General features: G+C 57.6%; 15 protein-coding genes. 11 read left to right on the forward strand and 4 right to left on the reverse strand.

Annotated features, from left to right (window positions below):
- The first annotated feature begins 1 nt into the window (after window position 1).
- The 11 genes from cydB to ACPTTC_RS33280 all read left to right on the forward strand — a co-directional run bounded on the left by cydB (window position 2) and on the right by ACPTTC_RS33280 (window position 11,311).
- Window positions 2-1,009: a cytochrome d ubiquinol oxidase subunit II gene (cydB, locus tag ACPTTC_RS33230; RefSeq protein WP_423395565.1), complete on the forward strand. Its 1,008-nt coding sequence runs from the start codon at window positions 2-4 to the stop codon at window positions 1,007-1,009.
- Between the two features lie 13 nt (window positions 1,010-1,022).
- Complete coding sequence (locus ACPTTC_RS33235) at window positions 1,023-1,373, forward strand: hypothetical protein (RefSeq protein WP_423395566.1); 351 nt, start codon at window positions 1,023-1,025, stop codon at window positions 1,371-1,373.
- A gap of 307 nt (window positions 1,374-1,680) precedes the next feature.
- The gene (locus ACPTTC_RS33240) at window positions 1,681-2,922 is read left to right on the forward strand and encodes a PucR family transcriptional regulator (RefSeq protein WP_423395567.1); all 1,242 of its coding nucleotides are present in this window, start codon (window positions 1,681-1,683) and stop codon (window positions 2,920-2,922) included.
- Window positions 2,923-3,130: 208 nt separating this feature from the next.
- Window positions 3,131-3,595: a two pore domain potassium channel family protein gene (locus tag ACPTTC_RS33245; RefSeq protein WP_423395568.1), complete on the forward strand. Its 465-nt coding sequence runs from the start codon at window positions 3,131-3,133 to the stop codon at window positions 3,593-3,595.
- 372 nt (window positions 3,596-3,967) lie between these two features.
- A complete protein-coding gene (locus ACPTTC_RS33250) occupies window positions 3,968-4,327 on the forward strand; it encodes a DUF3331 domain-containing protein (RefSeq protein ID WP_423395759.1) in 360 nt (119 codons plus the stop codon).
- A gap of 66 nt (window positions 4,328-4,393) precedes the next feature.
- Window positions 4,394-5,242: an enoyl-CoA hydratase/isomerase family protein gene (locus tag ACPTTC_RS33255; protein ID WP_423395569.1), complete on the forward strand. Its 849-nt coding sequence runs from the start codon at window positions 4,394-4,396 to the stop codon at window positions 5,240-5,242.
- Window positions 5,243-5,333: 91 nt separating this feature from the next.
- Complete coding sequence (locus ACPTTC_RS33260) at window positions 5,334-6,566, forward strand: CaiB/BaiF CoA transferase family protein (RefSeq protein WP_423395570.1); 1,233 nt, start codon at window positions 5,334-5,336, stop codon at window positions 6,564-6,566.
- 84 nt (window positions 6,567-6,650) lie between these two features.
- Window positions 6,651-7,406 (forward strand): acetoacetate decarboxylase, encoded by a 756-nt coding sequence (locus ACPTTC_RS33265; protein ID WP_423395571.1) that lies wholly within the window; start codon window positions 6,651-6,653, stop codon window positions 7,404-7,406.
- A 23-nt stretch (window positions 7,407-7,429) separates the two neighbouring features.
- On the forward strand, window positions 7,430-8,635 hold the full coding sequence (locus ACPTTC_RS33270) for an acyl-CoA dehydrogenase family protein (RefSeq protein ID WP_423395572.1): 1,206 nt from the start codon (window positions 7,430-7,432) through the stop codon (window positions 8,633-8,635).
- 28 nt (window positions 8,636-8,663) lie between these two features.
- Window positions 8,664-9,599, forward strand: coding sequence for a 3-hydroxyacyl-CoA dehydrogenase NAD-binding domain-containing protein (locus ACPTTC_RS33275; RefSeq protein WP_423395573.1), 936 nt, complete (start codon window positions 8,664-8,666; stop codon window positions 9,597-9,599).
- Window positions 9,600-9,982: 383 nt separating this feature from the next.
- Window positions 9,983-11,311 carry an NAD(P)/FAD-dependent oxidoreductase gene (locus tag ACPTTC_RS33280; protein ID WP_423395574.1) on the forward strand — a complete coding sequence of 443 codons (1,329 nt, stop codon included), beginning with the start codon at window positions 9,983-9,985 and terminating at the stop codon, window positions 11,309-11,311.
- Here ACPTTC_RS33280 and ACPTTC_RS33285 read toward each other — a convergent pair whose 3' ends face one another.
- The 4 genes from ACPTTC_RS33285 to ACPTTC_RS33300 form a co-directional block, all read right to left on the reverse strand.
- Complete coding sequence (locus tag ACPTTC_RS33285; protein WP_423395575.1) at window positions 11,312-11,548, reverse strand: hypothetical protein; 237 nt, start codon at window positions 11,546-11,548, stop codon at window positions 11,312-11,314.
- A 246-nt stretch (window positions 11,549-11,794) separates the two neighbouring features.
- Window positions 11,795-12,808 carry an AraC family transcriptional regulator ligand-binding domain-containing protein gene (locus ACPTTC_RS33290; RefSeq protein ID WP_423395576.1) on the reverse strand — a complete coding sequence of 338 codons (1,014 nt, stop codon included), beginning with the start codon at window positions 12,806-12,808 and terminating at the stop codon, window positions 11,795-11,797.
- Between the two features lie 114 nt (window positions 12,809-12,922).
- Complete coding sequence (locus ACPTTC_RS33295; RefSeq protein WP_423395577.1) at window positions 12,923-14,932, reverse strand: acyl CoA:acetate/3-ketoacid CoA transferase; 2,010 nt, start codon at window positions 14,930-14,932, stop codon at window positions 12,923-12,925.
- A gap of 164 nt (window positions 14,933-15,096) precedes the next feature.
- Window positions 15,097-15,513, reverse strand: coding sequence for a phasin family protein (locus ACPTTC_RS33300; RefSeq protein WP_423395578.1), 417 nt, complete (start codon window positions 15,511-15,513; stop codon window positions 15,097-15,099).
- Window positions 15,514-15,547 lie beyond the last annotated feature (34 nt).

The raw sequence follows: 15,547 nt of genomic DNA on the forward strand, positions 1-15,547 counted from the left end.
CATGCAAATTGACCTGCCAGTTGTGTGGGCTGCGATCATCGGCCTCGGCGTATTTCTGTACGTAATGCTCGATGGCTTCGATCTCGGCATCGGTCTGCTGTTTCCGTTCTTCGACACAAAGCGCGACCGTGACGTGATGCTTCATACAATCGCGCCGGTGTGGGACGGTAATGAAACGTTCCTCGTACTCGGCGGCGCCGGACTCTATGGGGCATTCCCTACTGTTTATTCGACGTTGCTCCCGGCGAACTACCTGCCACTGATCCTGATGGTCGTCGGCCTGGTCTTCCGTGGCGCCGCATTCGAACTGCGGGCGAGAGCAGCCCACACCCAACATCTCTGGGATCTCGCATTCGTCGGAGGCTCCGCGCTCGCAGCGTTCTGCCAAGGGATCGTGCTCGGCTCATTGCTGCGAGGCATTCGGATCGAGAATGGCCAGTTCGCGGGCGGCTCGTTCGACTGGCTTTCGCCGTTCAACCTGTTCTGCGGAATTGGCGTACTTGTCACGTATGCGGCGCTCGGTTGTGGCTGGTTGATCCTTAAGACCGACGGCGAACTACAGCACAAAATGCGCTCGCTAATGAAACCTCTCATTGGCGTGCTGCTCGGCGCAATATGCATCGTCAGCCTGTGGACCGTAATCGGTCTGCCGGCCGTCGCGAGTCGGTGGTTCAAAAGTGGCCATCTCGGGTGGTTTTTGCCAGTGCCGGTTCTCGTACTTGCGTGCGTGTTGGGTATATACCGAGCTCTACAGACCGAGCGCGAAGCAATGCCCTTCCTGTTGACGCTCGGGCTGGTCTTTCTTGGCTACACTGGGTTTTTAATCAGTATCTGGCCGAACATCGTTCCGCCGTCGTTGACGATATGGGATGCGTCATCGAGCCATTCAAGCCAGTTGTTTGCACTCGTCGGCACCGTGGTGATTCTGCCCGTCATCCTCGCCTACAACGCGATGCAGTACTATGTTTTTCGCGGCAAGATACATTCGGAAGACATAAAGCACTACTGATGTTGCCTTGTGCATGTCGAATGACTATCAAAAAACACCCAACATGACCCACGCAACGATCTCCTGCTTGCATCGCATCAGCGCCACGACCGCATTCGGCCCCATGCGGCACCGATGGCTCCCCGACAACGCCGCACCTGACGACTACTATCCGTCACTGCTTGACATCTCAACAGGCAGCGCATCAAACCCCAATAACCTCAGGCAGGTCATCCTGAACAGAGCGCACAGCAAGGTCAACCGAAAGGATAGCCCGATGCCAGCATTCCATCACAAGCAATCGAATACGCAACTTGCAATACATGAGGACGACCTGACTCGGCATGTCGGCAATCCAGCGGCCATTTTTATCGCGATGCTATAGCAGAGAGGGCAACGGCGGATGACAGAGTCGATGCGATGCGTGGGCTTCACTTCAGCGCAGGCACGCGGGTCAGTCCGCACAATGGACAGGTAGCTGATCGCTTCGGCCGACAACTCGTTGCCAGCGCAAATCGGAGTGCTTCGACATACTCCATACGTCAACCAACCCGCATCGCCCGCTCGCAGCCTTTTCCCTTCCGGCCCCACCACTCCAACTAGTTTCAGCAACAGGATCGACTCGGACGTACCATTCAACTTATCTGGAGCACTGTCCGATCGTGCGAATCCTTCGCCAGGAGCGAAATCGTATGACAACTGCCATTCCCAAGATCTCCCCAGTCCTGCGCCGGTGGATCGCACATGTCGCTGAAAACAACGCCCTCAGTGTCGAGCGCGTGTACAAGGCCTTGATGAACGTTAAGCCCTATGCCGATCTAGATTCGACGACTAAGCTTGATATCCGCAATTCGATCGCCCTGTCTTCAAAACTCTGGCTCGACAGCCTGCTGGCAGGCAAGATGCCGTCGGAGCAGGCGCTGGAAGGTTTCCGCGAATACGGCCGCCGGAGAGTCTATCAAGGCGTTCCACTTGAAGCGCTGTTACGCGCATTCCGACTCGGTTCCCGCGAATTGTGGTGCTGCTATATCGAACTTGCCGAGGAAGACGACAATCTACGCAATGACCTCCTCTTCCAGGTCTCTCCATATCTGATGGAGTTCTTCGACATCATGTCGCAAGAAATCGCCCAGACCTTTCTGGAGGAGCAATACAAACAGGCCCGCTGGCGAGATTCGCTACGCTATCAGCTGCACGGCATCATATTCAACTTCCCTGACGACACCGACGAATTCGACAAAACCGCAGCCGCGTTACGACTCGACGCGTCGGTACCGAGAGTCGCGTTGGCCATCGATGTTGAGTCTATCGATAGCAATTCAGCCACCTTCAAAAACGAACTTGATCGGATCGTTGCAGCAACTGCTCGTCGCCTCAAACTCTCCGTCGACGAAATTTTTGATGTCTGGTTTCGTGGCCAATTGCTGATGTGGGTGCCACTCCAACCCGGCAAGTCGACGGGAGCGAATGATCTTCAGATGGCCAAACAGATCGCATCGACTGCAGACGCACTGCCCGAAGTCAAAGCCATCGGAATCGGCTTGCCGGGAGAAGGGGCATCGGGCTGGGCCAAGTCAGCTGACGAGGCCGGCCGGGCTCTCGGTTTCGGTCGAACGCACCTTGACGAATATCGTGTGCGTCTGTATTCCGAAATCGCGGTCGAAGAAAGCATCCGCAGCGCGAAACGCACACTGTCTTACCTCACTTCTCTGATTGAACAGTTGGCTGGCGAACCCGATCTACTCGAGACGCTCCGAACGTATTTCGAACAGCTACAACGGCGCAAGGCGACCGCCAGCGTACTGGGCATCCATCCCAACACCCTAAATTATCGACTGGACCGTATCGAGAATATTCTCGGTGCGCGCCTGGATGATGCTGGCTGGATTTCGAAGCTAGATATCGCGATGAAGCTGCGGAACACGGAAAAATGATTCCCGCCGTCGGGGTCGCTTGTCGAGGGCCAGCGACTCCGCATATCTGACCTTTATCCTTCTAACGTAGCAAGTACTCTCGGAAACCCCGGCGCGAATGAGGCGGTCATCAACCATACGTAAGCGATGTCAGATCAGTTCGCCACGTCGCCGATTCCTAGACAGAATCTCTCCATCTTTATTTTTAATCAAAAACGAACCTATCATTATGGAAAGCTGGACAATTGGCATACTTCTGGGTATGGCCAGCATATTAATCCACTCGGCGGCAATGGTATGTTTAGCCGGCGGTGCCCGTCGAGTTCGGCGTGTACTCGACATCCAGCACAACACCGTTCATGTGGAGCTTCGCAAACTGGTGGTCATCGTTACCTTCATTTGCATCGCACTCGGCATGCTGCACACGCTGGAAGCAGCCCTGTGGGCCGTTGTCTTTGTTCAACTCAAGGCGCTTGGCTCGTTTAGTGACGCGTTGTTCTTTTCGCTGGATGCGATGGCGACGCGCGGCGCGTCAGGCCTCTCGCTGACCGAAAACTGGCGGATGCTCGGCGCGATCGAATCGTCCGACGGCGTACTGCTGTTCGGTATGTCAACCGCTCTCGTATTTGCCGTCGTCCAGACAGACTTCGCAGCAATAGCGAACACGTTGAATCACTCCGTGTCGTCCCGATAGCGAACACACCTCCGACACCGAGCGCCACGTCAGCGCGGGCACCTGCGTGTCGCCGCAGATAACGGCATACCCGCCTAATTCGACAGCACCTCCGTCCCCGCACGCCGACGCGCGTAGCGGCACCTACTATTCAATACCCGACAGAGGCCCCCTCTTCGCGAACAGCATCTCCTCAATGGGTAACCGAGTGTCGAGTACGCCCAATTGGAAAAAAAGCTAACTTGGTTGTTTACTTTCACATATGCATCAGACCACCATCGTCTTAGTATCAATCGGACTCGGTATCACTTACTGAATGAAATCTTGGTAAGAGGAGTCGTATGGATGGAGATCAACATACCGGATTGTTCGATATGGTCACATATGATTGATATGCTCAACGGAAGAAACCGACGTGAGAACTGCTCCCTTTCCTCCACTAATGACAAGGGGAAAGTGGGGTGTCAATCAGACACGTTTTCGTCCGTCGCCACAGTCCGGGTCCTCGGGTACCAAAGCGACTCAACGATCTGCGTTTCATGGTTCGACCCGACCGCGTGTCACTATGGCGACCAGCTCTGGAAGCTCAGCATTGCTCGCTTGTCTGGCGTATGCGCATTGTCGCATCGCGCCATACAAGCCGGAGATCTTATCTTCCGGCCAATCCGGGTCCGGTTGCAACCGAAGCCTGTCAATGTGAATTTCATGATCCTCGCCGCTGCTGTAGAGGACGTCCAAATTTCGGATACCTAATTTCTTTCTCTCGCATCGAACGGCGCCGTCGGGTCGATTCGATCGCACCACCGGGATCAACGGTCGATGGTGACGAATCTGCAAGTGCCTTTCTCTGGAGAAACAGATCTGATGTCAAACAGACAATCACTTCCCCGCTTTGACACTATTCGCTATGAAAAGCGAGCGGCAGTTGCCTACGTAACGATGAACCGTCCCGATGTGATGAACGCTTTGAACCAGCGGGCGATCGAGGAACTGCACGCGGCATTTTCGGATGCACGCGACGACGTGGAGATTCGCGGCGTCATCCTTACCGGCAGCGGTACCCGAGCGTTCATCGCCGGCGCTGATATCGGCGAGCTCGCCACCGCAACGCCGATCGACGCGGAGCGACGCACACGCGCCGGTCAGGCCCTGCTTGATTTCGTCGAACATCTTGGCAAACCGGTCATCGCCGCTGTCAACGGCCTTGCGCTCGGTGGTGGATGTGAGACCGCGCTGGCGTGCACGATCCGGCTCGCGAGCCCCAGCGCAAAGTTCGGTCAGCCTGAAGTCCGGCTCGGGCTCATCCCCGGCTTCGGCGGCACGCAACGACTGCCACGTCTTGTCGGCAAAGGCATTGCGCTGCAGCTCATCCTCACCGGCGAGATGGTATCGGCCAACGAAGCACACCGAATCGGGTTGGTCAATGAAATCGTCGAAGCCGACCAGTTGATCGCCCGTGCGGAAGCGATTCTCGCGCAAATTGCCGCCAACGCTCCGCTGGCTGTCGCGTATGCATTGGACGCCGTCCATCTCGGTCTGAACGCGGCTATGCCGGAAGGACTGGCACTGGAAGGCAAGTTATTTGCACTGTGCGCTGCAACCGAGGACAAGCAAGAAGGCACTGCAGCTTTTCTCGAGAAACGCACACCGGCATTCCAGGGGCGCTGACCCGCAACGGCTCCGTGGCGCGAACCGGCGACCGGGACGGCCACCGTCGAGCTAGCCCCTCCCCGTTCAACCTCGTATCCGGAATACATCCATGACTGACGGAAAGCACGTTTTTTCAGGTCTCAAGGTGCTCGACCTTGCGAGCTACATTGCCGGCCCTGCGGCCACGACGATCCTGGCCGATTTCGGCGCGGACGTCATCAAGATCGAGCCACCCGGCACCGGCGACGTCTATCGCTTCTTTTCAAGCATTCCGCCGAACCCGGTTGCTGCCACGAACTACGCATGGCAGTTGACGAACCGCAACAAGCGCAGCATTGCGCTCGACCTCAAGTCTGATGAGGCGCTCCCAGTGCTGACACGCCTCGTGCAATGGGCCGACGTGGTGGTCGTGAATTTCCCGCCGCGCGTGCGGGCCAGCCTCCGCGTGACCTATGACGATCTCGCTCCCCTGAACCCCCGACTGATCTATGCCGACATTACCGGTTACGGGTCCGACGGGCCCGACGCAGATACCCCGGGATTCGATGTCACCGCGTATTGGGCACGCTCCGGCCTCATGGAAGTCACGCACGATGCGGGCAGTCCGCCGACCCTTCCCATTCCAGGGATCGGCGACCACGCCACCGCAACGACCCTATATGCCGCAATCGTGACCGCACTCTACGAGCGCACCACGACAGGCAAGGGCACCCACGTGACGACGTCGCTGATTGCCAATGGCATCTGGGCGGCGGCGGCCTGGGTTGAAGGTGGCCTCAACGGCGGTAGGTTCTTTCCTCAGCACGATCGCAAGAATCCCCCCAATGCGCTGCTCAATCCGTATCAGACAAGCGACGGCCGCTGGATTCTACTGGTCGCGGCGCAACGCAAGGATTGGGCCGGCTTCGTCCGAGCCATCGACATGGGCGAGCTGCTGGACGATCCGCGCTTTGCCGACGAACAACTGCGCGTCAAGCACGCAGCCGCGCTGGTCGAGATCCTCGATCCGCGGTTCGCGAGTCAGCCACTGACCTTCTGGAAACAGACCCTCGCGGCGGAGCGTGTAATTTTCGGCGTCGTGCAGATCGCCGAAGAAATCATCCACGATCCTCAGCTCGAGATCAACGAAATCGTCGTGCCGCTCGACATTCCCGGACAACCGGCCACGCGTACGGTTAGCAATCCGATCCAGATCAAGGGTCAGCACAAGGTCAAGCCTGGCGCCGCGCCCAGACTCGGTGAACACGGTTCGGCCATCTTGAAGGAGATCGGCTTCGACGACGCCGAGATCGCGCACCTACACAACGTGGGCGCGGTCGCTCGCTGCGACGACGCGAGTTGATTTCGATCCCTTCCCCTGCCCGGATGCCTGTTCCGGCACAACATACCGGCCGGCGAACGCCAGCCGCCCATTCGGAGCATTTTTATGACTGAAGACGAAATCCGCGCCCACGCCTACGCCATGCCGTTTGGCAGTCCTGCCTACCCCAAGCCGCCATTCCGGTTCGTCGATCGCGAATTCATCATCGTGACTTACCGTACCGATCCGGAGGCGCTAGCCCGCATTGTCCCCGAGCCGCTGCGTCCTGCCGAACCGATCGTCAAGTATGAATTCATCAAGATGCCGGATTCGAGTGGGCTGGGCTCCTACACCGAATCGGGCCAGGTGGTTCCGGTCACATTCAACGGCATGCCCGGCGGCTTCACACATGCGATGTATCTCGACAGCGAAGCGGGCATCGCATCGGGTCGAGAACTGCTCGGCTTTCCCAAGGTGCTCGCACAACCAAAGCTCGAAGTCCGGAACGACGCGCTGGTTGGCACCCTCGACTACAACGGGGTGCGTGTGGCGACCGCTACCATGGCCTACAAGTACGAGCCGCTGGATCTCGCCGCCGTCAAGAAGACGCTCGAGGCGCCCGGCTTCCTTCTGAAGATACTGCCGCACGTCGACGGGACGGCCCGGGTCTGCGAGCTGGTGCGGTATTACGTGACCGACATCACAGTAAAAGGCGCGTGGACCGGTCCGGCGTCGCTGGAACTGCATCCGCACTGCTTCGCGCCGGTCGCCAAGCTGCCGGTGCTTGAGGTCGTTTCCGCCGTCCACCTCTTGACCGACCTGACGATCGCCGGCGCGGAAGTCGTCCACGATTATCTGCGCGCGCCGTCGAACGCATCCTGAACCACGCTCCACGAGGACATATCATGACAGCCAGCGCGAAGCCGAATCACCCACTTCCGGCCCCTGACAGCGACTTCTACCTGATCCGCGAATTCCTGAGCGAGTCCGATCTCGCCCTGATGAAGCGGGTACGCACGTTCATGGAGACCCGGGTCGCACCGGTCATCAACAAGTTCTGGGCCGATGACGCGTTCCCGTTCGAACTGATCCCCGAGATCCGGGACCTCAACATCGTCGGGATCGGATTCGAAGGCTACGGCTGCCCCGGTGGTAGCACGCTACTCGACGGCTTCATCGCAATGGAGCTGGCGCGCGTCGACTCGTCAATTTCGACCTTCTACGGCGTCCATAGTGGGCTTGCGATGGGATCTATCTATCTGGGCGGGTCGGAAGAGCAGAAGCAGAAATGGCTGCCGCCGATGGCACGCCTGGAAAAAATCGGCTGCTTCGGCCTGACGGAACCGCTGGTCGGATCGGGCTCCGGTGGCGGTCTGCTGACCACCGCCAAGCGGGAGGGCGATACGTGGGTGCTCAACGGCCAGAAGCGCTGGATCGGGAATTCGCCTTGGTGCGACTTGTCGATCATCTGGGCGCGCGATGTCGACGACAACCAGGTCAAGGGCTTCATCGTCGAGAACAAGACTACCCCGGGCTTTTCCGTCGAAAAGATCGAGAACAAGATCGCGCTGCGGGTTGTACAAAACGGCGTGATCACCCTCGACAACTGCCGGGTGCCCGAAGAAAACAGACTTCAGGGCGATATGTCGTTCCGCGACACGGCGCGCGTGCTGCGCCTGACACGCCAATACGTCGCATGGGAATCCGTCGGCTGCAGCATGGGCGCCTACGAGCATGCGCTGCGATACGCGCAGACCCGCGAACAGTTCGGCAGGCCGATAGCATCGTTTCAGATGATTCAGGACCACCTCGCCAAGATGCTCGGCAACATCACCGCGTCGCAATGCATGGTGGTACGTCTCGCCGAACTGCAGGACCAGGGCAAGCTGCTGGACCAGCAATCGTCACTGGCCAAGGCGTTCTGCACGAGCCGCATGCGCGAGACCGTTGCCTGGGCACGCGAAATCTTCGGCGGCAACGGCATCGTGCTCGACTACAACGTCGCGCGCTTCTTCGCCGACGCGGAAGCGCTCTACTCATACGAAGGCACGCGCGAAATGAACCATCTGATCGTCGGCAAGGCTATCACCGGCTTCAGCGCGTTCGTCTGACCTCACTCCAATCCAAGGATCACAAGCCATGAGCAAGGCAATCAACCGCGTCGCCATCATCGGCACCGGCGTCATCGGCGCAAGCTGGGCAGCGCTGTTTCTCGCCAGAGGGCTGGACGTCATCGCGACCGACATCGCGCCGGACGCCAAGGAAAAACTCGACGCATTCATCGACGCGGCGTGGCCAGCGCTGGAGGCAATGGGCCTCGCCCCGGGCGCGTCGCGCGAAAGGCTGCAGTTCACGGCCGATCTCGACGCCGCGGTGACCGGCGCCGATTTCGTCCAGGAAAACGGCCCCGAGCGGATCGACTTCAAACAGGCTCTCTACAAGCATCTCGACACCATTCTCGCGCCGGACACGATCATCGCGTCGAGTTCGTCCGGCCTGACCATGAGCGAAATCCAGTCGGCCTGCGAGCGCCATCCCGAGCGGTGCGTGATCGGGCATCCGTTCAACCCGCCCCATCTCATTCCGCTCGTCGAGATCGTCGGCGGCAACAAGACGTCGCCGGAAACCATTGAACACGCAACGGCGTTCTATACGCACCTCGGCAAGAAAACCATCCAGCTCAACAAGGAAGTACCCGGTCACGTCGCGAACCGGCTTCAGGCCGCACTGTGGCGCGAGATCGTCCATCTGGTCTCGGAAGACGTTGTGAGCGTCAAGGACGCAGATACCGCCGTGTGCTGGGGTCCCGGCTTGCGCTGGGGCGTGATGGGCCCGAACCTGCTGTTCCATCTCGGCGGCGGTCAAGGTGGCATCGATCACTTCTTCGAGCAGTTCACCGGCCCGATGACCGCGTGGTGGAAGGTGCTCGGTTCGCCGCAAATCACACCTGAAGTTCGACAAAAAATGGTCGCCGGCATTCAAGAAGAGGTAGCCGGTCGGTCGATCGACCAGTTGGCGGCTCGCCGTGATGAAGTGCTGCTCGGGTTGCTGTCTCTCCGGACAGAAGAACGCTAACGAATCCGACGGTGGTCGTCGCGCGTCTCGCGGCGTACCACCGATCTGATCATCGGCCATCGTGCAGAGTTGCCAAAACGGCAGGCACAAATCCCAGCGCAGGGCGTGGGCGACTTGGCGATCGAGCGTGGGTCACGAGGCATGCCCGCCCCGTGTCAGTTGTTCTCAGTTGCCGCGCTCTATATCCTGCGCGCCCATCCGTTGCGGGAGCCCTCGACGTTTCGGGCGAACGCTGTAAATCGGCTGGATTTTCACCGGCATCCTAGTCGCCGTACCACGGGTGATCGATGATGAAGCTTTACAGGATTACCTCTGCTACGTAGCAACCGCTGGAATGCCTCTAATTCGACTTATTTCTCGTGCCGACCATTGGTGACTTTCCCGTGAAAAGAGAACAATCTTCAAAATCCGAGGTCGGCATGACTCGACACCGCCCCCGTGTGGTGATTCTCGGCGGTGGTTTCGCAGGTTCCGCGGCGGCGTTGGCGCTCAAAGATGTTGATGCCGAGGTTATTATGATTGACCGACGGAACCATCACATCTTTCAACCCCTTCTCTACCAAGTCGCCACTGCGGTCCTCTCTCCAGCAGAAATAGCAGCGCCCATCCGGCAACTTCGCCAACGGTGCCGCAATCTGACGGTCTGGATGGCTGAGGTGATCGACGTGGACCTAGACAGCAGGAAGATTACCCTCAGCACAGAAAATCTTCCCGAACGTACGGTGCAATTTGACTATTTTGTCGTCGCAACAGGAGTCCGTCCTACCTACTTTGGCCACAACGAATTTGCCCCTTTCGCGCCAGGCCTTAAAACCATCACGGATGCTGAATTCGTTCGCTCCAAGGTCCTTCTTGCCTATGAGTTTGCCGAGCAATGCGAAGATCCTGTCGCCCGTAATCGCGCGCTGACATTTATCCTGGTTGGCGCAGGCCCTGCTGGGGTTGAATTGGCAGCATCCATTGCGCAAATGGCACGGGTCACCCTGAAGAGAGATTTTTCGACTATCGATCCTGCGGACACGAAAATAATCTTGCTCGAAGGATCCTCTCGAGTGCTGGGATCGTTTCACCCATCTTTGTCTGAGCAAGCCAAGAGACAGCTAGAGAAGCTTGGAGTCGAGGTACGAACTGACACAATCGTCCAATCAGTTGATGCGCAGGGAGTCACCGTGCAAAACGGCCGACTCGAAAGCGCCACGGTACTTTGGACCGCCGGTGTACAAGGCGCATCGATTCTCGCTTCGTTGGGAGCAAAGACGGACCGTTCCGGTCGAATCCTGGTTGGCCCATCGCTCAATCTTGAGCAGCACCAGAACGTTCACGTGGTCGGAGATGCTGCCATTTTCATGCAAGATGGGAAACCTGTTCCCGGCGTCGCGCAGGCAGCCCTTCAGCAAGGCAAGTATGCAGGTCTATGTATTGCCGCTCAAATACAGAAGCGTCCCCCGCCACCGCCCTTCCGATATAACGACCGCGGGAACATGGCGGTCGTAGGAAAGAATTTCGCTGTCATCGAGCGAGGTAAATTTCGCTCCAGCGGCATGATGGTGTGGTGGCTCTGGGCAGCGCTTCACGTGTTGTTCTTGCCTCAGCTACAGAATCGGATGCGCGTTTTTACACAGTGGCTCTGGAGCTATTTCACTGGCCAGCGAAGCTCTCGACTGATTGCTGAAAGTGAGATGGAACATCATTCGGACACTAGCTTCAGGTGATCAATCTCGGACGCTGCGGTCGTCGATCGTGGCTTGCTGCGCTACGATCGCTTCCTGCTCCTGCAGACGCACAAGCATCGCTACACGGCGCCCGACGCCTATCTGTTCACTATGCTGACGTGAGCCCAGCGTCTCTCGATCGAACTTTCCCAGTGGCCCAGCTTGGCCGGTTTCTTCGAACGAATGGCCGCGCGTCCGGTTGTTCGCGAAGTGCTCGATATCGAAAGACCTCAGCATGCGCTACTCGAGCCATAGCAATTGGTACGTCGTCTCCTGCCGTGTTCGCTCAAGGGCGAACACCTGGTTGAGCGGCAGCGGTGCGGATTCGCATCAACATGCGAAGACATTGGTAGGCTGTTTCTCTCAGCTCCATTTGACAATCTTTGGCATGCGTAGCGAAGCAATATGAGAACAAACGACAGTACGCATCGGCGTTCCTTGAGAACCAGCCACCCGATAATACGCGCGCCCGACGTAATTTAATTATCGTACACAGGCCCGCTCCGTGGTGCGATAAATGGCTGGTGCGCATCCTGTCCAGCGACGGAACGCCCGATGAAACGCTGTCAAATTGGTAAATCCGACGCGGTACGCGATTTCGGCAATCGAATCGTGAGAGTAAGTCAGTAGCTGAATCGCGATATCCCGCTTCACTTCGCCGGTGATGGTCTGATACGTTCTACCTTCGGTCAAGAGACGTCGGTTTAGCGTGCGCACCGAGCAGTTCAGCGCTACCGCGATCTGACCGATCGTCGGCGTGGCAGGAAGGCAGTCCGCTATGCATCGCCAGACTCGGTGACAGACCATCTGCTCTGTGTGTACAGCAAAGATCCAGTCTTCTGGCGCGCGCCTCAGGAAGGCTTCGAGGTCCTGCTCACGCTGTCTTACAGACATATCGAGATAATTAATGTCAAAGCAGAAGCGGGTCTTGTCTTGATCGAACTTGACCGGGCCCGGAAACAGGTAAAAATGATCGTCCACCTGCGCTGATCGCGAAAACTGAAAATCCACCTCGATGAGCGAAATCTGTTGGCGAATCAACCAAGACATGATGCCATGAAACAGCTTGAGCACCAGTTGGCAACCAAGCGCGCTCACACGGTGTCCGTATGGATCGACGACTAATTGGACCACACCGGTCTTGCCGCTCTTCAAGGACTCGAGCGCGAAATCCTCTACAGGAATATGAAAGAAGTGCGTGAGCCGAGACAGCGCCACCTCGAGCCGGGGCGCGTCCAACACGCTCATACACAAGAACTTGATTGTTCCCTTTCGCCACCGCCGGCTGAAAATTCCCGGCATTTCATCGTCCTGCTCGTTGACGAGCAGACGGTAGAGCGTGGAGAATTGCTCCCGCGTCACGCGGGCACCGGGCTTACCGAGCAATTCGAGTTGAATGCCGGCGAGCGCGGCCAGTCTCGCAACCGTTCCCCACTCTGTTCCGGAGAAAAAACCGTTCACCATGGAGATGGGAACAGTGGTGGTCAGTGAATTCACGCTGAACCCTCACTATTTCGCTAGCCGAGCCATAAGGTCATTCGTTTCGCTCACGCGAACCAGCGTCCGGCTTACGCGAGTAGCTCTGCTCATGAGCCAGCCTTTATTGGCAATTCATTCGTCACGTGGCAGTGTCTCGCGTACCGCCGCCTTGGCCTCGTCTTCGGTCCCGAACAAGCGCGGTGCGATTCCGCGCAACTCCAGCGCGTCGCCGATCGCCGCACGGGCGAACGCATTGGACGTGAAACGTGTTGCGCCGAGGTAGTAGCGCTCGGCCAAATCCCGCACAGAGTTGAGGTAGGTATCCTCCAACCTGCGGCTGATCTCGAAACCGTCGTAATTGACGACTACATAGACCTTGTGGCCCAACGGTTCGCAGATCGCGCGCATGCGCTCCTTGCATGCGTCAACGTCTTCGATCGATTGAATATCGAAATTCTCAAAATTCAGGAACAGTACATTTTTAATCTCGTCATAACGGAATCTGTCATCGAACGGAATTCGCAGCATTTCCTCGCGTAGTCCCATCGGTTCCGGACGGAAGATGCGTGCATCCATCATCTTTGGCTCACGTATGATCGGCACGAAGTCCATCTTGTCCAAGATGTCGCGCTGCAGATCTACACCAGGTGCGATCTCGACAATCTCTAAACCCTCGACAGTGAGCTTCATCACGCAGCGCTCAGTGACGTAAAGCACCTCCTTTTCATCCTTAGCCGCGTATGGGCCGGAGAATGTGCATTGCTCAACCTCGTTGATGAACTTCCTATACTTGCCATCGCGCTCGATTAGCAGCTTGCCGTCAACTATCGACACCTCAATATCACCGGCGGTGAAAGTTCCAGCGAACACTACCTTCTTCGCATTCTGGCTAATATTGATGAATCCACCACATCCAGCCAACTTGGGGCCAAAGCGCGACACGTTAAGGTTGCCGAGGTTGTCACACTGTGCGAGCCCAAGAAACGCAATATCGAGACCTCCGCCATCATAAAAGTCAAACTGGTAACTCTGATCGATGATAGCCTGCGCATTGACCGCGGCGCCAAAGTTCATGCCGCCGGCTGGCACTCCGCCGATCACACCGGGTTCAGCGGTGAGTGTCAATAAGTCGGTGCACTTCTCCTCGCTCGCAACGGCGGCGACACCCTCAGGCATGCCAATGCCTAGATTGACCACGACGTTCGGCTTCAGCTCCATCGCCGCCCGACGTGCAATGATCTTGCGTTCGCTCATGGCCATTGGTTTCATGGAGTTGAGCGGTACGCGAAACTCCGCCGCAAAGGCAGGATTGTAAATAGTGCCGAATGTCTGCGGATGGTTCTCAGGCCGTCCGATGACCACGCAGTCGACCAGCACACCCGGTATCTTGACCTGTCGCGGACACAGTGCCCCAGACTCAGCGAGACGCTCCACCTGCACGATCACGATGCCTCCACTATTGCGAGCTGCGGTCGCCATCGCAAGACTATCAAGAGTGAGTGCCTCACGCTCCATCGTGATACTGCCGTCGGGGTCTGCGGTCGTGCCGCGTAGAATTGCCACATCGATCGGGAATGTCTTGTAGAACAGATACTCTTGACCGCCTATCGTCATGAGCTCGACCAAGTCAGCGGTCGTCCTGCTATTGACCTTCCCTCCACCGAGACGCGGATCGACGAAAGTCCCCAGCCCAACGCGGGACAAATGTCCAGGTTTGCCAGCGGCAATGTCTCGGTATAGGTGCGAAATTACGCCCTGTGGCAGGTTGTAAGCTTCAATCTGACCCGAGACGGCAAGTTGCCCAAGCTTCGGCGATGCACCGAAATGCCCGCCTATAACCCGCTTCACCAAGCCTGGGTGGGCCAAGTGGTTCAGGCCCCGAGTGTCCCAGTCTCCCATGCCTGCGGCAAACACGAGCGTCAAATTGGACGGCTTGCCGATATTGGGATGTCCTGCCTTGGTGCGGTCTCCGAGATACACATTCTCCATCTCGACTGCCAATTCCTCTGCAAAGCCAATGCCCGCGAAACCGCCTAGCGCTATCGTGTCACCATCGCGGATAAGTCGAATCGCTTCCTCGGCCGAAACAATCTTGCCACCCTCGCTTGGCCGCGTCGCATGGATTGCTCTCAAATTATTCATGTCCCTACCATTCACACATAACGTGTTCGCGGATTAGCGCAACGCCAAGCGCATGCGCTTACGGGTGTCTCAGCGATACGCCGGGCAACCTGAATATTGTGCCCGGCGCCTCTACATAGACTGCAGGCTCCGTATCGCAATCTCGTAGAAATGACCACGGGGTCTCAACCATCATCCTGCGGCTTGGTACCGATCAGAGATTTCAGTTCCTCGATGTTCTCGTGCGCGCGCTTCTTGACGGTGTCGAATGCTTCGGATTGCGATTGCAACGCGATCTCCGCCATCTCACTAAAGTTGCTGAGCGCTGTTTGTGCCGCCTTGCGCGCTACATCGAGTTTTACCCCGTCAAGCTTGGTGGCCGAACCAAGCACATCGCGCATTTCTTCTGCTGACACACGCAGCATCTCGACCTGCTTTTGCACCAGAGACTGCGTGCTCCCGACTGTGATCTTGCCAATCTGGAGTAAGGCCTCCACGTCCTTTCTTCGCCCTTTGAGCATCGCGTCGACGTCGACGCCCGGAATCTTGAATTGCCGTGCAATGCTGTTGATGTCGTCGAGCAGTTTCGATGGGTTGTCCATGAGTGTTCCTTCAGTAGTTAAGGGGACCAGTGCA

The sequence above is a fragment of the Burkholderia mycopellens genome (assembly GCF_964265025.1).
Classification (GTDB): Bacteria; Pseudomonadota; Gammaproteobacteria; order Burkholderiales; family Burkholderiaceae; genus Burkholderia.